At 54.3% G+C, this 25,188-nt stretch carries 22 protein-coding genes; 14 read left to right on the forward strand and 8 right to left on the reverse strand.

Annotated features, from left to right (window positions below):
- On the reverse strand, nucleotides 1-956 hold a 956-nt coding region (locus R6V78_RS05935), incomplete at its 3' end, for an oligosaccharide flippase family protein (protein ID WP_410288416.1).
- Between the two features lie 151 nt (nucleotides 957-1,107).
- Between R6V78_RS05935 and asnB the strand changes: the two genes are divergently transcribed.
- From asnB to glmM, 7 genes are all read left to right on the forward strand, one after another.
- The gene (gene asnB / locus R6V78_RS05940) at nucleotides 1,108-3,042 is read left to right on the forward strand and encodes an asparagine synthase (glutamine-hydrolyzing) (protein WP_410288417.1); all 1,935 of its coding nucleotides are present in this window, start codon (nucleotides 1,108-1,110) and stop codon (nucleotides 3,040-3,042) included.
- 129 nt (nucleotides 3,043-3,171) lie between these two features.
- Nucleotides 3,172-4,158 carry a GDP-mannose 4,6-dehydratase gene (locus R6V78_RS05945; RefSeq protein ID WP_410288418.1) on the forward strand — a complete coding sequence of 329 codons (987 nt, stop codon included), beginning with the start codon at nucleotides 3,172-3,174 and terminating at the stop codon, nucleotides 4,156-4,158.
- A 34-nt stretch (nucleotides 4,159-4,192) separates the two neighbouring features.
- Nucleotides 4,193-6,037: a glycosyl transferase gene (locus tag R6V78_RS05950; RefSeq protein WP_410288419.1), complete on the forward strand. Its 1,845-nt coding sequence runs from the start codon at nucleotides 4,193-4,195 to the stop codon at nucleotides 6,035-6,037.
- A gap of 13 nt (nucleotides 6,038-6,050) precedes the next feature.
- A complete protein-coding gene (locus R6V78_RS05955) occupies nucleotides 6,051-7,283 on the forward strand; it encodes a protein GlmU (protein ID WP_410288420.1) in 1,233 nt (410 codons plus the stop codon).
- A gap of 145 nt (nucleotides 7,284-7,428) precedes the next feature.
- On the forward strand, nucleotides 7,429-7,656 hold the full coding sequence (locus tag R6V78_RS05960) for an AbrB/MazE/SpoVT family DNA-binding domain-containing protein (protein WP_410288421.1): 228 nt from the start codon (nucleotides 7,429-7,431) through the stop codon (nucleotides 7,654-7,656).
- A complete protein-coding gene (locus tag R6V78_RS05965; RefSeq protein WP_410288422.1) occupies nucleotides 7,647-8,093 on the forward strand; it encodes a type II toxin-antitoxin system VapC family toxin in 447 nt (148 codons plus the stop codon). The genes R6V78_RS05960 and R6V78_RS05965 overlap by 10 nt, the downstream gene beginning before the upstream one ends.
- 54 nt (nucleotides 8,094-8,147) lie before the next feature.
- The gene (gene glmM, locus R6V78_RS05970; protein WP_410288423.1) at nucleotides 8,148-9,503 is read left to right on the forward strand and encodes a phosphoglucosamine mutase; all 1,356 of its coding nucleotides are present in this window, start codon (nucleotides 8,148-8,150) and stop codon (nucleotides 9,501-9,503) included.
- A gap of 173 nt (nucleotides 9,504-9,676) precedes the next feature.
- Here the strand turns inward: glmM and R6V78_RS05975 are convergent, their stop codons facing one another.
- Complete coding sequence (locus R6V78_RS05975; RefSeq protein ID WP_410288424.1) at nucleotides 9,677-10,372, reverse strand: Bax inhibitor-1/YccA family protein; 696 nt, start codon at nucleotides 10,370-10,372, stop codon at nucleotides 9,677-9,679.
- Nucleotides 10,373-10,590: 218 nt separating this feature from the next.
- On the opposite strand from R6V78_RS05975, the gene R6V78_RS05980 reads away from it, so the two are divergent.
- The 7 genes from R6V78_RS05980 (at nucleotide 10,591) to fusA (ending at nucleotide 18,358) form a co-directional block, all read left to right on the forward strand.
- Nucleotides 10,591-10,845 (forward strand): hypothetical protein, encoded by a 255-nt coding sequence (locus R6V78_RS05980; protein ID WP_410288425.1) that lies wholly within the window; start codon nucleotides 10,591-10,593, stop codon nucleotides 10,843-10,845.
- Nucleotides 10,846-10,935: 90 nt separating this feature from the next.
- Nucleotides 10,936-12,294: an exodeoxyribonuclease VII large subunit gene (gene xseA, locus R6V78_RS05985; protein WP_410288426.1), complete on the forward strand. Its 1,359-nt coding sequence runs from the start codon at nucleotides 10,936-10,938 to the stop codon at nucleotides 12,292-12,294.
- Between the two features lie 6 nt (nucleotides 12,295-12,300).
- Nucleotides 12,301-12,537 carry an exodeoxyribonuclease VII small subunit gene (locus tag R6V78_RS05990; protein ID WP_410288427.1) on the forward strand — a complete coding sequence of 79 codons (237 nt, stop codon included), beginning with the start codon at nucleotides 12,301-12,303 and terminating at the stop codon, nucleotides 12,535-12,537.
- Between the two features lie 11 nt (nucleotides 12,538-12,548).
- Nucleotides 12,549-13,442: a polyprenyl synthetase family protein gene (locus R6V78_RS05995; RefSeq protein WP_410288428.1), complete on the forward strand. Its 894-nt coding sequence runs from the start codon at nucleotides 12,549-12,551 to the stop codon at nucleotides 13,440-13,442.
- 31 nt (nucleotides 13,443-13,473) lie between these two features.
- The gene (dxs, locus tag R6V78_RS06000; protein ID WP_410288429.1) at nucleotides 13,474-15,390 is read left to right on the forward strand and encodes a 1-deoxy-D-xylulose-5-phosphate synthase; all 1,917 of its coding nucleotides are present in this window, start codon (nucleotides 13,474-13,476) and stop codon (nucleotides 15,388-15,390) included.
- Between the two features lie 38 nt (nucleotides 15,391-15,428).
- Nucleotides 15,429-16,181 (forward strand): TlyA family RNA methyltransferase, encoded by a 753-nt coding sequence (locus tag R6V78_RS06005; protein ID WP_410288430.1) that lies wholly within the window; start codon nucleotides 15,429-15,431, stop codon nucleotides 16,179-16,181.
- Nucleotides 16,182-16,294: 113 nt separating this feature from the next.
- The gene (fusA, locus tag R6V78_RS06010; RefSeq protein WP_410288431.1) at nucleotides 16,295-18,358 is read left to right on the forward strand and encodes an elongation factor G; all 2,064 of its coding nucleotides are present in this window, start codon (nucleotides 16,295-16,297) and stop codon (nucleotides 18,356-18,358) included.
- Here fusA and R6V78_RS06015 read toward each other — a convergent pair.
- From R6V78_RS06015 to R6V78_RS06040, 6 genes are all read right to left on the reverse strand, one after another.
- The gene (locus R6V78_RS06015) at nucleotides 18,339-19,076 is read right to left on the reverse strand and encodes a thermonuclease family protein (RefSeq protein ID WP_410288432.1); all 738 of its coding nucleotides are present in this window, start codon (nucleotides 19,074-19,076) and stop codon (nucleotides 18,339-18,341) included. The two genes, fusA and R6V78_RS06015, sit on opposite strands and share 20 nt — an antisense overlap.
- 14 nt (nucleotides 19,077-19,090) lie before the next feature.
- Nucleotides 19,091-20,188, reverse strand: coding sequence for a radical SAM protein (locus tag R6V78_RS06020; protein WP_410288433.1), 1,098 nt, complete (start codon nucleotides 20,186-20,188; stop codon nucleotides 19,091-19,093).
- A 32-nt stretch (nucleotides 20,189-20,220) separates the two neighbouring features.
- Nucleotides 20,221-22,407: an exonuclease domain-containing protein gene (locus R6V78_RS06025; RefSeq protein WP_410288434.1), complete on the reverse strand. Its 2,187-nt coding sequence runs from the start codon at nucleotides 22,405-22,407 to the stop codon at nucleotides 20,221-20,223.
- Entirely contained in the window at nucleotides 22,404-22,772 is a 369-nt protein-coding gene (locus R6V78_RS06030) for a response regulator transcription factor (protein WP_410288435.1), read from the reverse strand. Before R6V78_RS06030 ends, R6V78_RS06025 begins: the two co-directional genes overlap by 4 nt.
- 211 nt (nucleotides 22,773-22,983) lie before the next feature.
- On the reverse strand, nucleotides 22,984-23,211 hold the full coding sequence (locus R6V78_RS06035; protein WP_410288436.1) for a hypothetical protein: 228 nt from the start codon (nucleotides 23,209-23,211) through the stop codon (nucleotides 22,984-22,986).
- 247 nt (nucleotides 23,212-23,458) lie between these two features.
- The coding region (locus R6V78_RS06040) for a sodium:solute symporter (RefSeq protein ID WP_410288437.1) at nucleotides 23,459-25,188 on the reverse strand (1,730 nt) is incomplete at its 5' end.

Raw genomic sequence — 25,188 nt, forward strand, 5'->3', positions numbered from 1 at the left:
CCAAAAAAAATGGTTTTCAATCCCTGCTCCAGAAGGTGGGCGCTACGCTGACGATCAACCCTGAAGCTTGACGAAATAGCCGGGAAGAGAACACTCATCAAAGCGCCTGACACAAGGGTCAATTTGGTGATCACCTCACTGGGCGTTGCATAGAAGGTCACCGCGGTTATCGAAACCATTGCACCGATAAATAGTCTGTCCACATAAACCATCAAGGGACTGATGATATTGGTAACGGTCATCCAACCACCGAATTTCATCAGCATCCGGAACTGTCTGGTTTCAATCGAAAAAGCTCCTATTAGACCGGGAATAATCCTGCAGCAAAATAAGAATTGGATCCCGGCAGCGGCCATACGCCCGATGCATAGCACCAGGATCACCGTCGTCAGGTTGACGGAAAAAGGGATCACGGCTAAGGGTGCCGCAAATGAAAAGACGCCCAGTGGGATGCGCACGATATTGACCAGGTCAAAACGCTGGTAGGCTTCCAGTATGCCGCGAAAACCGACGCTCACCACGACGACAGGTATGAATGCCGCCAAGAGGAAAAAGGCTCGATAGGCCTCTGTTTGGAGATAGATCGGTACCTTGAGAATGTCGTAGACCATCCAGTGGTTGCATACGATTACCGTTGTGCCCAGGGTGATGGCGACCAGCAGCATTGCAAACAGGGCGGTCCAGATCGTCCCAGGAATATCCGTCGTCTGGTCAGCGCCGAGTTTTTCGGCCACGACCAGGGTAAGGGCTCTGCCCAATCCCAGATCCAGCAGCCCGAAATATCCGATCAACACCCAAGCCAGGGTGAGGATGCCGAAGCGGTCGGTACCCATTCCAGCGACGATCTTCGGGATGGAAAACACCGCCACGACCAACGGGGACCCGTAGCCCAACAGGTTCAATAGGGTGTTTTTTACCAGCAGCGGAGATCGGGTCAGGGAGGAGGAACGATTCATGTCGGAAACTCCGTCCGGTTCTAATTCTTGAGTTGACTGCACAACGCTTCTACCGGATTATCGGTCCTAGGCCAAGAGGTGATTGTCAACCGAATCGAAAAAAAATCCCGCTCCTCAAGGATCGCATGACCAAAAACAAAGCGAGGCAACTATGTGCGGCATTGTGGGCTTCGTCTCCAAGCGCCATTTTAACCGGCTAAAAATCGATCTCACCAAAGCTGCATCCGTATTATCCCACCGCGGACCTGACGACCAGGGCCTTTATTTTGACGAATCATGGGGTTTGGCGCTGGCGCATCGACGGCTTTCCATCATCGATCTTTCGATTGCTGGTCATCAACCCATGGTCAGCGACGATGGAGATACCGTAATCGTCTTCAATGGCGAAGTGTATAACTTCCTGCAGGTAAAAAGTGAGCTGATCACCGCCGGTCATCGGTTCAAGAGTACCGGCGACACGGAAGTGGTCTTGAAGGCATACATGCAATGGGGTCTCGACTGTCTACACAAATTCATCGGCATGTTCGCCTTTGCCATCTGGGATAAAACCAATCGCAGACTCTTTGCCGCACGCGACCGATTGGGTATCAAGCCCCTGTACTATTCCTATTCCGATGGACAATTTCTGTTTGGGTCCGAGTTGAAAGCGTTGATGGCTTTTTCCAGGTTCCAACGCCGGGTGGACTCGGACGCATTTTCTCTCTATCTTCACTACCAATATGTTCCGGTGCCAAGAACGATCTTCGAAAATACCTTCAAGCTCCAACCTGGGTATTTTCTACTTTTCGACGGTAAAAACGTGACGACCCGGCAGTGGTGGCGGATACCGGGCCTCGATCGGGACGCACCTGCCCCGGAGCCATCCAGCGAAGAGGAATCCCTGTCACGCCTGGATGAACTGCTCGTCCAAGCCGTTTCCGACCGTCTGGTCAGCGATGTCCCTTTGGGGGCGATGCTCAGCGGCGGAGTGGATTCTTCCATCGTTGTTGCCCTGATGCAGAAATTGAATCAATCGCCAGTGCGCACCTACAGCATCGGTTTTGAGGAAGATGGCTACGACGAGGCTCCCTGGGCACGCAGAATTGCCGACCATCTGGGTACCGAGCACACACAGCTTTACGTGTCAGCCCGGGACGCCTTGCAAGTCATTCCTCAGCTGCCTGAAATTTTCGACGAGCCGTTTGCCGACTCATCGGCGATCCCAACCTATTTGGTCAGCAAACTGACGCGCGGTCAGGTCACGGTAGCGTTGTCCGGAGATGGCGGGGACGAACAATTCGCCGGGTACGCAAGATACTGGATAACCGCGAACATGGCCCGCTGGGTGAAGCGCCTGCCCTCTGCAGTTATCAATCTTCTTAGAGAAGGGGTTGAAAAGATCCCGGCAACCAGCCTGTCGCGAATTTATTCAGCGTTTCGCAGCGGCCTTCCCCAATGGCTGCAGGTAGAAAATTTCTCCGACAAATGGTCCAAAATCGTCAGTCAGATGAGCCAGACGGAACTGGCCGAACTGTATCGGATGGCGGTTTGCACTTGGGCTGAGGATGACATCCGCCAGTTGACCGGACAGGGGGTCCCACCCAGCACCTATGACCATGTATTTGATGCAACTGGACATCTGGACGCCATCCGCCGAATGATGCTTGTCGATCAGCAGACCTATCTGCCCGATGACATGCTGACAAAAGTGGACCGTGCCAGCATGGCCGCCAGTCTGGAAGTCAGAGTGCCGTTGCTGGATCATCGGGTCGTCGCATTCTCGGCCCGGTTGCCGGTCGATTTAAAGTATCGCAATGGAAGGGGCAAATATCTCCTGCGCAAACTGCTATGTCGATATATCCCCGGTGAGCTGATCGAAAGACCCAAAATGGGATTTGGCGTTCCAATCGCTGACTGGTTGCGAAAAGACCTGAATCATCTGTTGAAGGATTATCTGTCCCCGGCCCATTTAAGAAACGAAGGCCGGTTCGATCCCGATTTCGTCGACACCATCTTAAATGAGCACATGGCTGGGTCAGGCAACCACCGGCATCGGCTCTGGTCCTTGCTGATGTGGGAAATGTGGCGGGAAAAATGGCTCGTTTGAGCCATGCGCGCCACGCTTGTGCGGATTGATTCGGCCCTGCAGAACACAATTGCCTTGACGGCTCATTTCAGGTAAAAGAGGGCCACTCACTTCATTCGACCGACAACCTTACCGGAGAACGGGGGTAGCATGCGCATTCTGATCACCGGCGGCGCCGGCTTTATCGGGTCCCATCTGGCGGAAGCCTATCTGGAAAACGGCGATGAAGTGTATATCATCGATGATCTTTCGACCGGTTCGCTGGACAACGTCGCCCACCTGAAACAGAAGGGCGCCTATCACCGGCGGCTGTTCGTGCACATCGATACGATCATGAACCGCGACATCATGATGGAACTGGTGGGCACCTGCGAGGTGGTCCACCATCTGGCCGCGGCCGTGGGGGTGGAGTACATACTCAACAATCCGATGGAGTCGATCACGACCAACATCCAGGGCACCGAGATTGTACTGGAGTTGTGCAACAAGTTTAAAAAGCGGGTGCTGATCGCGTCGACCTCGGAGGTCTACGGCAAGCACACCCATGCGCCCTTGATCGAGACGGACAATATCATTTACGGCCCGTCGAGCAAATTTCGCTGGAGTTATGCGGCGTCCAAGTTGATGGACGAATTCATGTCCCTGGCCTATTTCCGCACGACCGGTCTGCAGGTAACCGTCGCCCGCCTGTTCAACACGGTGGGCCCGCGTCAGACCGGCAGCTACGGCATGGTCATTCCGCGGTTGGTGGGCCAGGCCCTGCGAAGCGAGCCGTTGACGATCTATGGGGACGGCAACCAGACGCGGACCTTCACCGATGTCAAGGATGTGGTCTGGGCCTTTATGCGCATGGTGGAAATCGAGGAGGCCTTCGGTCAGGTGTTCAACGTGGGCGGGAGGGAGGAGGTTTCGATTCTGGCGTTGGCCCAACGGATTCTGGCCGCCACCGGGTCCTCGTCCGAGCTTCAATTCATCCCTTACGACCAGGCCTTCGGCAAGGATTTCGAGGATATGCAGCGTCGGGTGCCGGGCATCGAGAAGATCAACGCGCTGATCGGGTTCGATCCCAAAACCAGTTTGGATGCCATTTTGACCCGGGTGGTGAATTACATGCGAAAGCGCACGGATGGGGTTTAACGGCTTCCAACTGCCATGGGTATGATCATTGCGGATGACAATTGAACCGATTATATACTTTTCCTTCTCCCTGGGGTTGGCTGCCCTGTTGACCCCTATTGTTCGCCAGGTTGCTTTAAACAGGGGCTGGATGGCCCATCCGTCCAGTGACCGCTGGCACAAAAAATCCACAGCGCTGATGGGTGGAATTGCTATTTTCATCGCCATGGCGGTTCCGCTGCTGTTTGTTGGCGACCTGGAAACGGTTTTCAAGCATACTTTTAAAGCGGATGCCACCGGTGGTGTTCCTTCGGCCGGGGCCGTGATCCTGCTGGGTACCGCCTTTCTTTTCGCCGTGGGCTTGTTTGATGATTTTCGCAGCATCAAACCGCACAACAAACTGATTGCTCAGATCCTGGCGGCCGCCCTGGTGGTGTTCTTAGGTTTCAGGCTGCACTGGTTCACCTCGCTGACCCTGGATACGATGGTGACCTTGCTGTGGATCGTCGGTATTACCAATGCGTTCAACCTGATCGACAACATGGACGGGCTTTGCGCCGGGGTGGGGCTCGTGGCCTGTGTGGCCCTGGCGGTGCTCTTCCATCCATTGGCGCGGGAACCTTTTCTGGTGGCCCTTGTTCTGGCCGGAGCCCTGGGCGGGTTTCTTTTTTACAACTTCAATCCGGCCAAGATTTTCATGGGGGACTGCGGCAGTCTGGTGATCGGATTCAGTATCAGCGTGTTGGCCTTGGGTTATGCGGAAACACCCTCATCGACCCCTTTTATGCGCTTTGCCGTGCCAATCCTGATGCTGCTGGTCCCCATCCTCGACACTACCCTGGTAACGGCCATTCGCCTCTTGAGCGGTCGCAAAGCCTCCACCGGCGGGAGGGACCACACCTCGCACCGGCTGGTCCTGATGGGTTTTTCGGAAAAAAGCGCCGTGCTGTTTTTATACGGAACCGGTTGCGCGGCCGGACTGGCGGCGGTCATTGTAAGCCGCAGCGACAGCCTGACCTCGCCGGTCGTGATCGTGCCGGTGGTCACGGCCATTGCCCTGATGGGCATCTACCTGTCGCAGCTCAGGGTCTATCCGGAAAAAGAGTTTTCGGTGCTGCGCAACCGGCAATTCACCCCGGTGCTGCTGGAGCTGACCTATAAGCGCCAACTGCTGCTGGTGATGCTCGATCTCGTTCTGGTGGCTTTTTCGTATTACCTGGCCTATCGCCTGCGTTTCGATGGACCTGTTTTTGCTTATTATTTTAAAGTCTTTTTAAACTCACTGCCGGCCGTGATCGCCTGTAAGCTGTTGGTCTTTTACGCAATGGGCATCTATCGCGGCATGTGGGGGTATTTGAGCACCAATGATGTGTTTCTCTATGTACGCGCATCCTTTGCGGGCACGCTGGTGTCTGTGGCGGCCGTGACCCTCATTTATCGTTTCGAGGACTTTTCCAAAGGGATTTTCTTTATCGACGCGTTGCTCACCACCGGCCTATTGCTGGGCGTCAGAGGGTCGTTTCGGTTGTTTATCGAAACCCAGAACCGCAAAACCCTGTCCGGTGACAACGTGGTCATCTACGGCGCGGGCAGGGGAGGGGAGCTGTTGCTGCGTGAAATTTTGAACAACAAGCGCTTGAACGTCAAGCCGGTGGGTTTCGTGGATGACGATGTGTTGAAAAAGGGAAAAAAGATCCAGGGGTATCCGATACTGGGCACTTTGGCTGAGATGGACCGGATTCACAGCCAGCATCAGGTGGGCGGTGTTCTGGTTTCGTTCGATGACGCGGATGGGCGCAACCGGCCATCCCATGCGGCGGTTGAGGATTATTGCCGGCGACGGGGATTGTTTCTTAAACGGTTCAGGATCGATCTGAAGGAAGTCGATTTGAAGGCGTAGGCGCAGACGTAAAATGGATAAATTGCAGCAGATTGTGAAAAAGGGTGCCAGGGTTCCCGACCCCCACGGCGTGGTTATTGGCGATGAGGTGGATGTCAATCGCATCGCCGGTGAAGGGGTCGTGCTCTATCCGGGAACGCGGATCCAAGGATCGCGAACGTTTATCGCTCCAGGTGTCCGGATCGGTGCCGAGGGGCCCGCTACCCTTGATAACTGTCATGTCGGTCCGCGCGCAGCACTCAAGGGCGGCTTTTTCAGTGAGGCGGTTTTTCTGGCCGATGCCAGTTGTGGATTGGGGGCGCATGTGCGCCAGGGAACCATTTTGGAGGAAGGGGCCAGCATCGCCCACACCGTCGGGTTGAAGCAGACCATCCTGTTTCCATTTGTTACCCTGGGCAGCCTGATCAATTTTTGCGATTGTTTGATGGCTGGCGGCAGCAGCCGGAAGGACCACAGCGAAGTCGGCAGTTCCTACATTCATTTCAACTATACCCCCAATCAGGACAAGGCCACGGCTTCACTGATCGGGGACGTTCCCAATGGGGTGATGCTTAACCAGCCCCCCATTTTTTTAGGCGGTCAGGGGGGATTGGTGGGACCCTGCCGCATTGCCTACGGAACAGTGATTGCTGCGGGTTCGATCTATCGCAAAGATCAGCTCAAGCCGGGCCGGCTGATCATTGAAGGTGGGGGCAGGGGGGGCAGCGTGCCCTATTCCAAGGGCATATACCGGAATGTCAAGCGCCAGGCGTTTAACAACATCGTTTATATGGCCAACCTGGTGGCTTTGATGAGCTGGTACACCCACGTCCGTCGCCAATTCGTCGGAGAACGATTTCCGCAGTCGCTCCATGAGGGATTAATTGACACCTTGCGGCTGGCCATTGATGAGCGCATCCAACGTTTTACCTCCTTTTGTGAAAAGCTGGACGAATCCAAAACGCTTTATCGGCAGCAAATGGGCGACAGCGCGTCGAGCGACCTCATCAATCAAAAAAATCAACTGATTGGCAACCGAGATCAGGCCGGTGATCTGATTCGCCGTAGTTTAGATAGTATAGAGACTTTTGAAAACAAGGCATTTTTGTCGATCGTCCTTCGAAAAATCGATAGCATCGGTCCCACCTACATCGATGTGATCAAAAGCCTTGATGCCGGGGAGGCCTTGCAGGGCACTGTCTGGCTTCAACAGGTTGTGGATGAGATCACCGGGCAAGTGTTAAATTTGTTCCCGGCGATCCGATAGTTTACATCGGCTATGGGTTCGATTCACCAAACGCTTAGTGCCCCTATTTATCCGGCTTCCCCTTGCACAAGAAGCACCATAGGTTAAAAACTTGACTCCGCGGAAATATAGCTTTACTTTGAGGTAAGACAAAAGGGGGTCGGATATGCCGTTAGCCAAACTTAGCAGTAAATCACAAATTGTTCTTCCGGTGGCCATTCGAAAGAGATTGAAAATTCAGCCGGGAGACCAACTGGAAATCACCACTAAAGAAAATGCAATCATTATCCGAAAAGCGGCTGTTTCGGCCACCGAAGCTCTTGATGCTTGCGGTTCAGACATTTGGCGGAGATACGAAGAAGAGCTTGACCAGGCGCGGGACCAGTGGAATTAAGGCCTGAAAAACTTCCTCAGGAGCGGATTTACGCTCTTGACACCGTCACACTGATCTATTTTCTCGAACGCCATCCTAATTTCTATCGACAGGCAAAGGCTCTTTTCCTGCGGATCGAAGCTGGTGAAATTTCGGCGGTATTCTCTTCGCTGGTCTTTGCCGAGCTTCTGGTCCCGGCCTTTCGTTCTAGCGAAAAGCCGCGTGCGCAGAAAATTGTCCGGATTCTTTCCAACTTTCCCAATCTAACGGTCATACCATTAACGACCGAGATTTCGACTGCCGCTGCCCGGTTACGCGCCAGCTGCGGATTGCGCACTCCCGACGCCATCCATGCAGCAACCGCTCTGGAGTCTGATGCTAAGGGCTTTATTACGAATGATAGCGCGTTTCTAAAAATTGCGACAAACGATTTTGCGATTTGGCTATTCGGGAGTTGAACCGCTATAGCGAGCAAACTCGTAGTCGATTTCAATCATTACGGAGTTACATCATTGGGCGAATTATTTGGAACCGACGGCATCCGTGGCGTAGCCAATCAGTATCCGTTGAATTGCGAAACAGCGCTTAAGGTGGGACGGGCCATCGCTGCTTATTTCAATGCCGAGAAAAAGGTCTCCGACCGTTTCATCATCGGTCAGGATACGCGGATCTCCGGCAACATGCTTGTCAGCGCGCTGGCGGCCGGCATCTGCTCCATGGGTAAAGATGTCTATCTTACCGGTGTCCTGCCCACACCGGGGGTGGCATATCTGACCGCAACCCATGGATTTGATGCCGGTATCGTTATTTCCGCATCCCACAATCCATTTTACGACAACGGCATCAAACTCTTTAAAGGTGACGGATACAAGCTATCCGATGGTGCTGAACGCACCATCGAGCAACTGATCAGCGATGATGGGGCGCTTTATCGTAAAAGCCAAACGATCGAACGGGTGGGGATGATTCATCACCTCGATAATGCCCAGAGCGATTATCGCTGGTTTCTGCAAAGCTGTCTTTCCGCGGGGCCTTCGCTGGAGGGAATGAAACTTGTAGTCGACTCTGCCAATGGTGCCGCCAGTCAGATCGCACCCATGCTCTTCGGAAAACTTACCACGACGGTTAAAAGTATTTTCTGCAGGCCGGATGGAATTAATATCAACGACAACTGCGGGTCGCAGCATCCAGAGGTGCTTGCCGAGACGGTAATGACTGAAAATGCCGATCTGGGATTAGCCTTGGATGGGGACGCCGATCGATTGATAGCGGTGGATGAAAAAGGGAAGGTGCTTTCCGGGGATCAAGTGATGGCCATTTGCGCCAAATATATGAAAGAAAAAGGGCAGTTGGCCAACCCGGTGGTAGTCACAACGGTCATGAGCAACCTGGGATTTGGTTCTGCTCTTAAAAAATTGGGCATCACGCACATCAAAGCCAAGGTTGGAGACCGCTATGTCATGGAGGAGATGCTAAAGGCCGGCGCTGTTTTAGGTGGTGAAGATTCAGGCCACATGATTTTTTTAGGTCACCATACGACGGGAGACGGCATGCTGGCCGCCTTGAAACTCATGCAAGCCATGCGTTCATCGGGAAAACCGCTGTCAGAGCTGGCAGCAGTCATGACCGTATTCCCGCAATGCCTGATCAATGTGGATGTCAAATCAAAACCGGAAATTGATACAGTCGATGACATCATGCGGGCCATCCGCGCCGCGGAAAAACAGCTCGGTGATAACGGAAGAGTGCTTGTGCGCTATTCAGGCACCCAGCCACAGTGCCGCGTGATGGTGGAGGGGCCAACCGTGCAGGCAACGAAATCCTTGTGCCGGCAGATTGCCTCGGAGGTCGGCAAGGCATTGGGGTAAAGCGGCAGTCGGAGGTTTACATACCGGCGCCAGATGCCGCGCAACCGAATACAGGAAATTGAAGCTTCCCCGTTCGTGCAATCCCCGCCGCAAGCAGCGGGGATTGCACTCGCTATCGCGGTCCAAGAAACTGAAAACCCTGAATCGTGTGAATTCATGATTCAGGGTTTTTTTTATTCGCGATTGCCGCCGAAGATCATCAGCATGTACTGGAACATGAGGATAAAATCCAGGTAGAGCGTCAACGCACCGATAATAGAACCTTTTCTGACCACAGCGGCATCCAGACCTGCCGGCTGGGAAATGGCCATGGCCTTGAGCTTTTGGGTATCGTAAGCGGTCAACCCGGTAAACACCAACACACCGATATAGCTGATAATCATCTGCATTGCCGGGCTTTTCAGGAAAATGTTGACCACCGAGGCGATGATGATTCCGATCAACCCCGTGAACATGAAACTGCCCAGACCGGTGAGGTCACGCTTGGTTACCCAGCCGAAAACACTGCAGACGGCAAAGGTTCCCGCACAGATGAAAAAGGTGGAGGCGATCGATGACGTGGTGTAGACAAGGAAAATAAATGCCATCGTCGCGCCGTTTAAGGCTGCATAAAACATGAACATGCCCGTGGCTGTCGATGCCTGCATTTTGTGGACGCGGGAGGCCAGCATGAAGACCAGGGCCAGTTGACCGATAAAAAAGATCCAGCGGGCCTGGTATATAAAGCGCAGAACCGGTTCGTTGTGGGCGACAAACCACGCCACGGTGCCGGTCAGGGCCAGACCCACGGCCATCCAATTATAGACACTTCGCACAAAGGTATTGACGTGTACCTGGGCCTCGGTTCTTTCCATTGGAATCGACTGCATCTATAACCTCCGTCTGTTTATCGTTTAAAGCGTTAACCTAAAGCGTCAACCGTTGCTGTCACGTCCATGGAATATAACACAGGCCGCTTTATTTTCAAGCATAATGCTGATATGAACAGCGCATATCCGCAGGCGACAGTCTGTGGTCAAAAACATCGTGCAGATCGTACCATTCACTGCCCATGAAACCTGAACAGATTTATCAGGAACTTAAGGAGTTGGCTGAGAAACTGGATGTATCGGTTTCAGAACAGCGTTTTCGCGGCAGCGCCATTCCCGTGCAAAGCGGATGTTGCCTCGTCAAGGGTAAAAGGCACTGCATTATCGATAAAAATATCACTTTGCATAAGAAAATTAAAATCCTGGCACAGTCACTTTTTGATCTGCCGCATGAAAATCTTTACGTTGTGCCGGCAGTGCGGGACATCATCCAAAAATTCGGGCGCAAGGAAGAGGCCCCCAGACAACCTTAAACCGGGTTGTAATTTTACATAATATACATTATCGGACGTTAAAGGGTTGGCGTTCACCACGCACGCACCACTTTAACCACAGATGGATTCATGCCCAACAGCGACAATATGCCCACGCCTTCACGTCCGCATGTCTACGCAGTCAGCGAACTGAACAAATTAATTAAAAATAAACTTGAGGATTTATTCCCTTTCTTGTGGATATCCGGAGAGATATCCAACTTAAGAATACCTTCATCCGGGCATTGTTATTTCACCTTGAAGGATCCCTATTCACAACTCAGTGCAGTCATGTTCCGCACCCAGACCCAGTCGCTCAAATTCAAGCCCGAAGATGGTTTAGCGATCATTGGACTGGGGCGGATCAGCGTATACGAACCGCGGGGATCGTACCAGGTGATTTTTGAATACCTGGAGCCCAAAGGCATTGGCGGCCTGCAGATTGCCTTTGAAAAATTGAAACAAAAGCTTGCCGAAGAGGGATTGTTCGATGCGCGGCATAAACTGCAGCTGCCTGTTTTACCCAAAAAAATAAGTGTGGTAACCTCACCGACCGGCGCCGCCATTCGTGATTTTATCAAGGTGGCCCAGCGGCGCTTTGCCAATTTGCCCTTGGAAGTGGTTTCGGTTGCCGTTCAGGGGGATCGCGCACCAGGTGAAATTATCCATGCCATCCGCATGTTAAACGAAATCGAAACCACCGATGTCATCGTTCTGGCGCGCGGCGGCGGATCCATTGAAGATCTGTGTGCTTTTAACGATGAGCAGGTCGCCCGTGCCATCTTCGCATCCAAAATACCGATCATTTCAGCCATTGGCCACGAGACCGACTATACGATTGCCGACTTTGTGGCCGACCTGCGGGCGCCGACCCCGTCTGCGGCGGCTGAAATTGCGGTTCCGGCCAAAGATGACTTTGAAAAGCGACTTCAAGAAATTAATTTAAAGGTTTATCAAATTATAAACAACCTATTAAAAAATTTAAAAAAACAGCGAAACCAACTGGTCAGCCGAATCAAACATCCCCGCCGAAGACTTCAGGATTCGCGCATGCGGCTGGATGATTATTCGATTCGCCTTCTGGCGGTATTCAAAGACTCCCTGGCACGCAAACGCGAGCGCGTCGCCTTCAGGCATGACAGGCTGATGCATGCATCGCCACTAAAAGGGGTAGCTGCCCTGAAGGAACACGTTGTGGGCGTTGAAAATAAAATCGTTGGCGCCTTGAACCGTTTGCTGCATGATAAACGCGCGGCCATTGTCAGACACGCCGCCATGCTCGAGGCCCTCCACCCCATGGCCATTTTGCAGCGGGGATACAGCATTACGCGCAGCCTGCCGGATCGATCCATTGTTCGCAGCGCAGATGGGGTAAACATTGATCAGAACCTCGAGGTTTTGTTGGGCAAGGGCAAATTGATGGTTACCGTTACCAAAAAAGGATTATGAAAACAGATGGCTGCCAAAGCAAAACCGAATTTTGAAAAATCGCTCGATGATCTGGAAAAAATAGTCAAAGCACTGGAATCCGGCGACCTGCCCCTAGAAAAGGCGCTGGAGAAATTTGAGGCCGGTATTCAGCTGTCTCGCTATTGCACCCAAACCCTGGACGAAGCCGAAAAGCGGGTCACCTTGCTGATGGCGGATGCGGCCGGTAATCGCGTTGAAAAACCCTTTGACGACGTCACCTGAGCGAGCCACCGATGTTCGATCTGAAAGCTTATCTTGCAGAGGTTCGGGCCGACGTTGAGGAAAGCCTGCGGCGCTGTCTGGGCGGTCCATCGCCCGACACGCAACTGTCTCGTGCAATGGTCTATTCGGTCATGGCTGGTGGGAAACGACTGCGTCCCGTGCTGTGCATCGCCGCTGCAGAAGCCGTTGGCGGCCGCCGGGACACCGTCCTTCCCCTTGCCTGTGCCCTGGAATTGATCCACACCTATTCGCTGATTCACGACGACCTGCCGGCGATGGACGACGATAAGTTAAGACGCGGCCGCCCTACCTGCCATGTTCAGTTCAACGAGGCCACCGCCATCCTTGCCGGCGATGGGCTGTTGACCCTGGCCTTTGAAGTCCTGGCCGCAGCCGGCGTTCAGAGTGGTGCCGGTGAAAAGCGCAGCTGGTTGTCCGTCATCGCCCTGATCGCAGCCGGGGCCGGATTCAGGGGTATGATCGAAGGTCAGATGCGCGATATGGATTTTGAAGGATCGGTTATTGCGCCAACCGAGCTGGAATCCCTTCACCGCCTTAAAACCGGAAAAATGATCGAAATCTCCGTGGGCTCGGGCGCACTGGTGTCCGGCGCAACCACGGATCAGTGTCAGGCGCTGCATACCTATGCCCAAAATATCGGCCTGGCTTTTCAGGTTGCCGACGACATCCTCAACATCCGGGGCGATCCGCAGCGAATGGGCAAGGCCACGGGCACCGATCGATCCCGCGGCAAAAATACCTACCCGTCCCTGCTGGGTCTTGCCGGCGCCGAAGCCTTCGCCGCCCAGTTGGTCAACAATGCCTTGAAGGCCCTTGACACTTTTGATAATAAAGCAGATTGCCTGCGCAGCATTGCACGCTATGTCATCCAACGAAACCGATAATCATTTACCGAAGTTTTAGGGAGCTCATCCATTGCGCCAATCCTCGCATCTGCTTGAAAAAATCGATTCCCCGCGCGATCTGAAAAAGCTGCACCGTTCAGAACTACCCGATCTGGCAAAAGAAATTCGCAAAACCATCGTTGACGTGGTATCCACCTCCGGCGGCCACCTGGCTTCAAGCCTCGGCGCGGTCGAGTTGACCATCGCTCTGCACTATGTCTTCGACACCCCCACGGATAAAATTTTGTGGGATGTGGGGCATCAGACATACGCCCATAAATTGCTTACCGGACGCCGCGAACGATTCGCTACCCTGCGTCGCCACGGCGGCATTTCAGGGTTTACCAAGCGCAGTGAGAGCCCCTATGACGCCTTCACCACCGGCCACAGCAGCACCTCCATATCCGCTGGACTGGGCGTTGCCTGCGCAAAACGCCTGAAAAACGATTCGTCCAAAGTGGTGGCGGTCATTGGAGATGGCTCGCTCACGGCAGGACTGGCTTTCGAAGGGCTTAACCAGACGGGAGACACCCACAACGACAAGGACATGATTGTTATCCTGAATGACAATGAAATGTCCATCTCACACAATGTCGGCGCGCTATCCTCCCTGCTCAGCCGAACCTTTTCCGCATCCAAACTTCAGATGCTGCGCAAGGAATTCGGTGAATTCCTCAAATCACTGCCCCGGATCGGTGAAAATGTATACCAGCTGGCCAAACGCAGCGAAGAGTCCTTTAAAACCTTCGTCACTCCGGGGATGCTGTTCGAGGCATTCAACTTTGAATATTTCGGGCCCATCGACGGGCACAACCTCGATCATTTAATTGATATTCTAAAAAATATTAAAACGATGAATGAACCGGTCCTCCTTCACGTCATTACGAAAAAAGGCAAGGGCTACCGGCAGGCGGAGCAAAATCCCGTTTACTTCCATGGGGTCGGTTCTTTTGATGTGGATACGGGTATCTGCCGCAAAATAACGACTGATGCGCCCAGTTACACCGATGTATTCGGGAAAACCATGCTGGAACTGGCCCGATCCAATGACAAAATAATTGCCGTTACCGCCGCCATGCCTGAAGGCACCGGACTGGTCCCCTTTTCCAAGGCCTATCCGGACCGTTTTTTTGATGTCGGCATCGCTGAACAGCATGGGGTAACCTTTGCCGCCGGCATGGCCACCGAGGGGTTCCGCCCGGTGGTGGCCATCTACTCCACGTTCCTCCAGCGGGCATACGACCAGATCATCCATGACGTCTGCATCGAAAACCTGCCGGTGGTATTCGCCCTGGATCGCGGGGGTATCGTCGGCGAAGACGGACCCACCCACCACGGCCTTTTTGACATCTCGTTTCTAAGATCCATCCCCAACATGGTGGTCATGGCGCCCAAAGACGAAAACGAGCTGCGTCACATGCTGGCCACTGCGGTTGTCTACGACGGCCCCATTTCCGTGAGGTACCCACGGGGCCGGGGGACCGGCGCCAAGCTGGATAAGACCTTGGCGATCATCCCCATCGGCAAGGGTGAGATCGTTAGCCACGGCGGCGACCTGCTGATCCTCGCCGTTGGCAGTGCAGTCAGTGAAGCCGTCTGCGCCGGTACACTGCTGTCGGAGAACCACCGTATTCAGGCAACCGTGGTCAATGCCCGATTCATCAAACCCTTGGACCGGGAACTGATCGTCCCCCTGGTCCAAAAGATCCGCCATGTCATCACAGTTGAAGAAAATACCATCCAGGGTGGGTTTGGCAGCGCCATTTTGGAATTGCTGAGTGACCAGGGGATTAATGATTTCACCATCAAACGGCTGGGGATTTTAGATCATTTTGTTGAGCACGGGCCTCAGGATATCCTGCGCAGTAAATATCGGGTGGATGCGGCGGCCATCATCGACGCAGCACGGGCCATGCTGCGCCCGGAAAGAAATATGAAGGTTGTGTAAGGCAGAATCCTGAAAATTACATTCATGAAATCGGTCCCATGGCGTCATTAAAAAAACGCATCGATACGCTGCTCGTTGAAAAAAAACTCTGCCAGAGCCGTGAGCGTGCAAAAGCGCTGATCATGACCGGCCGGGTACGGGTCAACCATCTGCCCTGCGACAAACCCGGCGCCCAGTTCCCCACGGATGTCCACGTCAGCATTAAAGGCGGGGATCTGCCCTATGTGAGCCGGGGGGGGCTCAAGCTTGAAGCGGCGCTGAAAGCCAACCACATCGACTGCACCGGCAGGGTCTGTCTGGATGTCGGCGCTTCGACCGGTGGTTTTACCGACTGTCTTTTGCAACACGGTGCGGCCCGCGTATTTGCCGTGGATGTCGGCTATGGCCAGCTGGCCTGGTCGCTGAGGCGGGACGATCGCGTGGTGGTTATCGAACGGACCAATATCCGCAGCCTGGACCCAGCCCTGATCACCCTGCCCATTGACCTTATAACCATTGATGCCTCTTTCATTTCACTTAAAATTGTCGTTCCTTCGACACTGCGATTCCTCAAGGCACGAGGCATCATCCTGGCATTGATCAAACCCCAGTTCGAAGCCGGCAAAGGCAGGGTCGGCAAGGGCGGCGTGGTCAGGGATGCACAGCTTCACGCTGAAATCATCGACGATCTGCGCAATTTTTTCTCACGGCAGGCGCTCTTGTGCGGACCGGTCATCCCCTCCCCTGTTTTGGGCCCCAAGGGCAATCAGGAGTTTATCATCCGGCTGCAACAATCGGATTATAGTTTATAATCAGGTTTTTGAACTTGATTTTTTCCGGTCATCGATTTAATAATAACGCTTTTAATAGGGTTGCGGTCAACGGTGTAGAAAATACAATAAAGAGAGGAGCTTGAGTGGGCCATATGAATGAAACCTTAAGAAATGTCGCCCTGGTTGCCCATGGGGGTTCGGGTAAAACCTCCCTTGCTGAAATCATGATTAACAAGGCCGGCATGACCACCCGCGTCGGACGCGTGGAGGATGGCAACACGGTGATGGATTTCGAACCCGAGGAGCTCAAGCGACAGGCCAGTCTCTCCAGCGGTTTTTTTCAACTGCCCTGGAAAAAACACACCATCAGCCTGATTGACACGCCCGGCGATCAGAACTTTATTTCCGATGCCAAATTGTGCATGCAGGCAGCCGACACGATCCTCATCGTTGTGGATGCCGTAGACGGTGTCAAGGTTCAGACTGAACAGGTGACCGATTTTGCAACCGAATACGAATTGCCCTGCGCAATTTTCATCAACAAGCTTGACCGCGAGCGCGCCGATTTTACCCGTACCTTTGAGGATGTGGTCCAGTGCCTGTCCCCCAAACCCATCATCGTCCAGCTTCCCATCGGCGCCGAGGCGGACTTCAACGGCATTGTCGACCTGGTGGGAATGAAGGCCTACACCTACGATGAAAATGGCACCGCCACGGAAGTGGAGATCCCCGCAGACATGCAGGAGATGGTCGCGGCCGAGCGCGAAACCCTCATCGAAAATGTGGCCGAAGCCGACGATGCCTTGATCGAGCGTTACCTCGAAGGAGAGACCATTTCCAACCAGGAAATCCGTGACACACTGAAAAAAGGCATCCTTGCGCGCACGTTTGCACCGGTGCTGTGCGGCTCCGCCACCTATAACATCGGTGTGGATCTGCTCATGGATTTTATGGCTACCTGCCTGCCCTCACCCCTGGAAAAAGCCCCCAGACAGGGCCTCAATCCAGCCAACAATGAAATCATTGAACGGCCATCCGACCCGCAGGCCCCCTTTTCAGCCTTTGTTTTTAAAACGGTTGCGGATCCCTATGCCGGTCGACTGACCATTTTTAAGGTGGTGTCCGGGAAGCTTGGCAGTGACGGTACCTTCTACAACGCGACCAAAGAGACCAGGGAACGATTCAATCAGCTTCTGACCATCGCCGGTAAAGAGCAGAAGCCGGCGTCCGAAGCCGGACCCGGATCCATCGTCGCAGTTGCCAAACTCAAGGAAACCAAAACCGGTGACACGCTGTGTGACGAAAGCAACAAGATCATTTACACCTGTGCCCAACCCATGCCCACACTGATCTCGTTTGCACTGGAATCCAAAACGACCGGGGATGAGGACAAGATTTATATCTCGCTGACCAAACTTCTGGAAGAGGACATCGCCCTGAAGCTGGATCGCAATGCGGAAACAAAAGAAATTCTGATTTCCGGCCTGGGCCAGGTGCACATCGAAAGCACCATCGAAAAACTCAAGCGAAAATTCAATGTCGATGTCCTGCTCAAAACACCAAAGATTCCCTACCGTGAAACCATCAAAAAGAAAGTTCGCGTCCAGGGCAAACACAAAAAACAGTCCGGCGGGCACGGTCAGTACGGTGACTGCTGGATCGTCATGGAGCCCCTGCCCCGCGGCGCCGGTTTTGAATTCGTGGACGCTATCGTGGGAGGGGTGATCCCCAAAAATTACATCCCAGCCGTTGAAAAGGGGATTGCCGAGGCCTGCCAGAAAGGACCCCTGATCGGGGCGCCCTGCGTAGATTTTCGCGCCACGGTGGATTTCGGGAGCTACCATGCCGTGGACTCTTCCGAAATGGCATTCAAGGTCGCCGGTTCCCTGGCATACAAAAAGGCCTGTGAAGAGGCCAAACCGGTGCTCCTGGAGCCGATTATGAAAGTGACGGTGATCACTCCCGATGAATACATGGGTGACATCATGGGCGATATGAACAGCCGGCGTGGGCGGGTTCTTGGAATGGATACAGCGGGAAAGAATCAGGTTATCAACGCCGAGGTGCCCCTGGCTGAATTTCAGACCTACGCGCCCGATCTGAGATCAATGACCGGCGGCCGCGGCATGTATACCATGGAGTTTTTGCGTTACGATGAAGTGCCGGCCCAGATCGCCACCAAAGTGATCGAACAGATTAAGGCCGAACGCCAATAGCACCTGTTGCCGCATAAAACCGGGTAGTAATCTGGGAAATGGAGGGCCTCGGCCCTCCATTTTCGTTCTGCCTGGGAAACACAATGCACTCCTTTGCCGGTGAGTAGCCGGACCAGAAGGCCGTCCATTCATTTTCCAGCCATATCCGATTCTTTTCAGAGATGCGCTTTCCCATGGGGCAATTGTGGGCGTGAAACCGCCTGGAACGCCGGTTTCCTAAAAGGGCATGGGGTGGCTGGGCATCCTTTCTGACAAGCGTCCAGATCCCCCTGGCATGTTGCATGGCGTCACGCTGGAATGTGAGCAGCTCTTGTTCTTTGCTGATGTTGGGAAAACGACTCAACAGGTAACCGCAGCCCTGATTGAGCATTTCTGCATTCACGAAAAGCCCGTCACGGCGATACACATAAGCCAGGATTCTGCCGTAACGATCCTTTTTTTCCCGATCCTGAACCAGCCGGAGCTGCCAACCGTCAACCAGGTGTCGATTCATCGCCCGGGCCTCGAACCCCATGGGTTCAGCCCGGTGATTTTCATGATCAATCTCAGGGGTGTCAATGCCGATATAACGCACATGCCGGCCGTCCTGCAGAACAATCGTGTCCCCATCGGCGACCCGCCTGACCCTGACCCAGCCGTCGGCATCGGCGCAGACCACCGAGGCGGTCAGAAACAGCAGGATCAGGCCGATCCAGCGCCGGGGAAAACGTCCTTTCAAGATATAAAATGCCTTCAGGGTGTCAGGCCGCATAATCGAATGGCGCTGTCATCCAGCATCTTTGCCAGACCATCATCCCCCAAAGGATAAAATCCCAGGGTCTTTTGCCACACCTCGTCGTCCTCCATGCAGAAATAGACGGTCAACTCCGGGGCTGCCTTTCGAATCCAAGTCACCATCTGCCGGTAAAGGGCGATGCGCAAGGGTTTGAAATAGCGCATTTTGTTATCCAGACCGGTGACGAATTCACCGTAGGTAATTTTAGAGTCGGGAAATCGTTGGGCGATGATCGGCTTGAGGGACGGCATGAAGCGGAACGTGCCCAGGCTGATCCAGACGATACGTTCCGGGCGGATATGCGCAAACAGGCGCTTGACCACCTTGCGGTAGTCGCTTTCGCAGCCCGGGTAAATCACCATGGGATCGAAGTGAAATGCCAACGGGTAGCCCCAGCTCTGGCAGCGCGCCGCCGCCGCCAGACGTGCATCCAGAGGTGCCGTGCGCCGCTCCTCAGCCCGCATGACGGCCGGCGTGTTCAATGACCAGGAGAGAATCGTTTTGCTCCGGTGATCCAGGCCCTTGAGCCGCTCAATGTTCACCGTCTTGGTTTTCAGCTCCAGCACGGCCTTGTCCTGGGCCGCAAAACGAGAGACCAGATAGTCGGTCAGATCGGTCCACGGCTCCCAGATGAGGCTGTCCGTGAATTCCCCGGTTCCAATCCGACTGATCGTCCGTTTTTGAAAAAGCCCGGTCAGTTCCGGGTCCAGGTCCTCGCGGTTTACAAAAAACTGCAGCAGCGGCGGATGAAAATAGCTTTGCAGAATACAGTAGGAGCAGTCCATTCCGCAAAAGGAGGCCACGTGCAGAATCTGATAACCGCAACACGTGTATTCACGGGTCCCCGGACAGGGTTTTAAAAAGCCGCCCTTGTTGCGGGTCAGGTAAAGCACCTGTTTGCCGCGGCCGATCGGATCCGCGGCGCTGTTGATCCATTGGTACAGCGCGGCAGGGTCGTCCACGCGTTCGGTGGGCAAATCCAACCGACGACAGATCCGTTGCGTCTCAGGATGGGATTGAACCGTGACATCGATGAATATCTTTTTCAGGATCAAGGCGGTTCTTTTCTCAGATTGATGCCAGTGATTCAGTATTTAAGCCTGGCATAGTAAGTTCGCTGCGAGGCGATCAGGGCATCCTGGAGCGTGTGGATCCCCTTTTCGTTGAGCAGCGGGATCATTTTGAGGAACACCTCACCCGTTGCGACAGCATCGCCAAGGGCATCGTGCCGTTTGGTCAGCACGACGCCCAACCGCTGGGCAATGGTGTCCAGGGTGTGGTCATGCTGGGACGGGTGGACAATGGCAGACAGATGAATGGTGTCGAGTACCGGATGGTCAAATCGGATTCCGGTCGCCTTCTCCTTCATCTGCAGCATACGCATGTCGAAAGCGGCATTATGGGCCAGCAGAACGGTATCCTTGGCAAAGCGGTGAAGCAGTGGAAGCACCTTTTCAATGGTCGGCTTCCCTTTGAGCATCTCGTCGTCGATGCCATGATACTTGATGGACTCGGCGGGTACGGATCGGCAGGGATTGACCAACTGATTGATGGTTTCAGTATGCAGCAGGCGGCCGTTGACAATACGGATGGCACCGACAGAAATGATTTCATCGCCGCCGCGCGGGTCCAAACCGGTCGTCTCCGTGTCAAATGCGGTATAGTTGAGCTCTCCCAGCATCCGATGGATCAATTCCGAGGTATTCCCGGCCTGATTGAACAGGTCGAAATCGTAAAATTCCGGTCTGCCCTGGGGCAGCAGCGTGACGTGGCGGACGATCTCCGCATCGCCTTCGGATTGAACCATGGGGATGAATAACCGCAGGCAGGCCTCGCTGTTTTTGTGGTTGTGGCTATGGGGCCAGATTTCGGCATGGTGATGGTCGAGAATGGCCTTTAGCGTCAATGGGTAGCCGTGGCGAACGCCGGTCAATTCCTGGTCGCTCCACCGGCGCACCGTTTCAATCTTGATCGGTTCTCCCGTCCAGATCAGGTCCATTTGAACCAGATTGCCCGGTGCGGTCAGTCGAATCTGCCGGCAATCGGTGTGCAGCTCCTTTTTGAGACATTCGAGGATAAAATCGATGGCCAGGACCAATGAAAAGCTGTCCGCCCGGATCATGCACCGGGAGTCGCATTCGGTCACTTCAATGTTGAGGTCGTTGACCGCCATCGACTCGTTTTTAAGGGTTGCCATGAAGTCGGTGACCAGTATGGTGGCAAGCGGCCAGCGGGACTTGGCATAGCGGGTGGTTTCCATGAGCTCGGTTCTCAACAGCCGGCTCAATGACTTCGTTTCAGCGGAAATGATGTTCAGGAAATCATTCTTGCGGTCGACGGGCATCTCGGGGAACTGAATGATTAAATCCACGGTGGACCGGATGGCGGCTATGGATGATCGCAGCGTTTTGGACATGTGGATCAAATGCTGGTTCAACCGGTCCGCATATTCCAGCTGATCGGTGATATCGGCGAAGATGAGAACGAATCCGGCAAATCGTTTGTCCGCGTCCAGGATGGGAAGGGTTTCGACACGCAGCTGCCGCCGGTCCAGGGTCACCACGACAAAATGCGAAGATACATTTTCTTTTTTCTGATCCAATTTGGATTGTATATCTTTGAGTGCATACTGGACCAGGTTTTTATCGATCAGCGAATAGACCGACCGGTGCAAGCCGACGAAACCGCTGGGCACCGCATCGTCACCCTGCTCAGTTTCATCGCCCGAATCAGCCGGTTGAACCTTCTTCAATACCCGTTGCGCCTGACGGTTATACAACAGGATGCGACCGACCGTGTCACAGATCAACACCCCCTGGGAAAGCTCGCCCATGATCGTGGCCAGCATATTCTTTTCCACTTCGGTCTTGGCTTTTGCCGATTCCACGGTCTGGTCGATGACCTGTTGGGCGGTTTCGTAGCGGTCCCCATAAGCGTTGATCAATTCGCCCAGCGCCTTGACCTCGCGGCTGCCGTCGACATTCAGGCGATGGGCCGGGTTGACGGTACTCATGATCCGGGTTTCTTCGATGAGTTGGTTCAATGGCAGGATGTAAAAACGGAAAAACCAGTCCAGGGTGAACCCGAAGGCGGCAAACAAAAATACGCCGGCGCTGAAAAAATACCAGAACTCCTCGGTAAACAAGCGCATCAGCAACTGCTGTTCAACCGGGTCTATCCGTTTCCAGAAGAGCACTGCCAGGGTCACGGCGATGGCGGTGGCAAACGCCGTACAGACGCTGGCAAACAGCCAGAATTTATTGCCCAGTCTCATGTGCACAGCAGGTCTTTGACCTGCCTGACCACATCGGCGTTGGAAAATGGTTTGGTAATGTATGCATCGGCTCCCAGGGTATTGCCTTTGGCGATATCCAGGTCACGCGTCATTGCAGACAAAAAAACAACCCTCAGATTTTTTTGACGGGGATTGTCTCTTACAGCCTGACATATCTGAAATCCGTCAACGGTTGGCAGCATCACATCCAGCAAAAGCAGGTCCGGCTCGAAATGCTCAATGGCGGCAAGCGCATCTTCCCCGCTGTGAACGACCATCACCCGGAATTGATGCTGCTCCATCAAAAATTTCAATGGCACGGTGATGCTGGGTTCATCATCGACGATGAGGATCTTTTTGGCCATGCTTACTCATACCCTCGGTTGGATGGGAATTCAAGCAGACAAATGCGATGGCGGCGGATGGGTTAAACCGGGAATGAGCGCTTAAAAAACGCTGTGTGGGCAATCAACAACCAACCGTTGGCTGAACCGACGATTCGACAAGGATTCACGACGGCAGGGCCTGCTGCATTCAAGTGCTACCCGAAGGTGTCGTCAGCCTGCGGTATCCGGATCAGGCCGACAATAACGGCACCGCGATCAGTTCCATGAAGACATAGGTCAAAAAGGTGATCACGGCCAGGATGACACCCACGACATACATGCTGTTGTAACGGTGTCTGTTTTTGTCTTTCTCGTTGTAATACACGGCCTCGCAGCACTTTTCGCACCAACTGCGATCACGCTCGGCGGTAAACGAATGTCCGCAGCGGCAGGTGACTGTTTTGGGCGTCAGTATCATGGCAACCGCTCCTTTTCCTTTTGGTTGATGGGCATGCTCGGCTGGCGGCCTTGCCATACCCATCTTTGTTTTAATCCGTCAAGGGGAAAAGCCGGCCGCCGCCATCTGATCGTGCGGCCGGCTGCATCTTTTTATCCGAATACACCCCACCCGAATGATGCCGTCCACAGGATGGAGAACACCACCAGTCCAATCATCCACATGTCTTCTTTCTTCATGGTTAAGGTCTCCTTTAGCGGTTATGTTTTTAAGCTTCCTTGACAACGATGTTGGTTTCCACTTCGGCCCGTTTGATCTGGGTCTCGGTGGTGGTGGCCATTTCGGCCTTGAAACACAGCGCCCACATCATCACGATACCCAGGATCCACCAGGCGATCTGCCAGGACCACAGGGGGGAGAATCCGGAGAAGGAGAAGGCATTGTTGCCCAGGATGCAGGCCGGACCGATGGCAAAAAAGTACCAGATGGGCACGACGATCTTCATGACGGCGCGCCACTGCTTGCCGGCTGCGCTGGGTTCGTCGATGTCGTCGAGGAAGGTGCGAATTTCGGCTTGGCGTTTGATGGTCTCTTCGTCATCCTTGATGCCCATGCCGCGGCAGATGTAAGCCACGACCAGGCCGCAGAAGACGCCCCAGAAGGCACTGTGCATGGAAAGGGGGTTGGGCCAGACCGAGTAGGCCAGGTAGACGGCGAACATGCCCGCCAATACGCCCAGTACAGCCCCGATGCGCGGGAACTTGAAACCCCAGATCACACCCAGCAGCAGCACGTACATGACGAAGCCGAAGGCCGTGGCCAACGCTCCCAGGATCACCAGGGCCGCCTTGGAGGTCATACCCACGACCAGCGCCAGGATGGTCAGCACGGTGGCAAACACGCGGTTCATCCAGATCTGCTCGGCGTGACCGGCTTCCTGTTTACGGACATAGCGCCAGTAGATATCGCGCAGCAGAATGGAGCCGCCTGTGCCGATGTATGGGGCTGCGGTGGAGTGAATGGCTGCAATGGCGCCCATGAAGACAATGCCCAGCATGAAGGGTGGCAGGAACAAATTCATCATGGTGGGCACCACGGTGGAATCGGTCAGGTTCTGGAAGGATGCATGCCCGGCAATCTGGAGCACCTTGGCACCCATGCCCTGGAAGGCGGTGAAGTAGAACAGGGCGAAGCCGACCACGAAGGTGGACATGAAGGCCTGCTGCCAGGCCAGGGGTTTGGGGGATTTGATGCCGAAGGTCCACATGGTGAAGGCCGGCGAGCTTTGAATGCCCATCAGGGCGAACATGTAGGTCAGGATCATGACCGCCGTCCAGGCGTTTTCACCCGGTGCGCCGCCCAGGTAGTCCACCAGGTTGATCACCCGCGGGACTTCCAGGAATTTGGATTCCAGCTGGGCCACGGATGCCGAAAAGCCGGACCAGCCGCCGAACTCGGGAGCGGTGATGACAAAGAACCCCAGGATGACGATGCCGCCCACCAGCAGGACGAACTGAATGACGCCCACCCAGGTGCTGGCCTTGAGACCGCCGGTGCAGACGTAGAACCAGACGATGAAGGCCATGAAGATGGCGCCAAAGGTGATCGGTACGCCGGCGATGATGTTGAACAGCGCGGCCGAGGCCATCAGCTGCACCGCCGAGTAAAAGACCGAATACAGGACCGCGGTGGCCACCACCAGCCAGCGCAGCGCCTCACTGTTGAAATAGTAGGCGTACATGTCGCCCGGGGTGACGAACCCGTAGCGTTTGCCCAACAGCCAGGTACGCTTGGAAAAGAAGGTGCCGGTGATGGGAATGGTCAGCACGTAAAACGAGGCGAAGGCGTAAGCCAGGCCATCCCGCCAGATCAGGCCCGGATGGCCGATGAAGGTCCACCCCGAAAAGGATGCCGCCGTCGCCGCCAGCAGGAAGGCGAAAAAGGGAATCGACCGGCCGGCGATGGAGTAGCCGGAAGAGGTTTTTTCCGTAAAGTAGC

The sequence above is a fragment of the Desulfosarcina sp. genome (assembly GCF_046496365.1).
GTDB lineage: Bacteria > Desulfobacterota > Desulfobacteria > Desulfobacterales > Desulfosarcinaceae > Desulfosarcina.

What these genes read in the sequence shown, in the direction of transcription:
- R6V78_RS06030 (WP_410288435.1), bottom strand. Translation starts at nt 22,772, where the DNA reads ATGGCCAAAAAGATCCTCATCGTCGATGATGAACCCAGCATCACCGTG.
- R6V78_RS05950 (WP_410288419.1), top strand. Translation starts at nt 4,193, where the DNA reads ATGACAATTGAACCGATTATATACTTTTCCTTCTCCCTGGGGTTGGCT.
- R6V78_RS06025 (WP_410288434.1), bottom strand. Translation starts at nt 22,407, where the DNA reads ATGAGACTGGGCAATAAATTCTGGCTGTTTGCCAGCGTCTGTACGGCG.
- R6V78_RS05975 (WP_410288424.1), bottom strand. Translation starts at nt 10,372, where the DNA reads ATGCAGTCGATTCCAATGGAAAGAACCGAGGCCCAGGTACACGTCAAT.
- R6V78_RS06005 (WP_410288430.1), top strand. Translation starts at nt 15,429, where the DNA reads ATGGCGTCATTAAAAAAACGCATCGATACGCTGCTCGTTGAAAAAAAA.
- R6V78_RS05995 (WP_410288428.1), top strand. Translation starts at nt 12,549, where the DNA reads ATGTTCGATCTGAAAGCTTATCTTGCAGAGGTTCGGGCCGACGTTGAG.
- fusA (WP_410288431.1), top strand. Translation starts at nt 16,295, where the DNA reads ATGAATGAAACCTTAAGAAATGTCGCCCTGGTTGCCCATGGGGGTTCG.
- R6V78_RS05945 (WP_410288418.1), top strand. Translation starts at nt 3,172, where the DNA reads ATGCGCATTCTGATCACCGGCGGCGCCGGCTTTATCGGGTCCCATCTG.
- asnB (WP_410288417.1), top strand. Translation starts at nt 1,108, where the DNA reads ATGTGCGGCATTGTGGGCTTCGTCTCCAAGCGCCATTTTAACCGGCTA.
- R6V78_RS06035 (WP_410288436.1), bottom strand. Translation starts at nt 23,211, where the DNA reads ATGATACTGACGCCCAAAACAGTCACCTGCCGCTGCGGACATTCGTTT.
- R6V78_RS05960 (WP_410288421.1), top strand. Translation starts at nt 7,429, where the DNA reads ATGCCGTTAGCCAAACTTAGCAGTAAATCACAAATTGTTCTTCCGGTG.
- R6V78_RS05990 (WP_410288427.1), top strand. Translation starts at nt 12,301, where the DNA reads ATGGCTGCCAAAGCAAAACCGAATTTTGAAAAATCGCTCGATGATCTG.
- xseA (WP_410288426.1), top strand. Translation starts at nt 10,936, where the DNA reads ATGCCCAACAGCGACAATATGCCCACGCCTTCACGTCCGCATGTCTAC.
- R6V78_RS05955 (WP_410288420.1), top strand. Translation starts at nt 6,051, where the DNA reads ATGGATAAATTGCAGCAGATTGTGAAAAAGGGTGCCAGGGTTCCCGAC.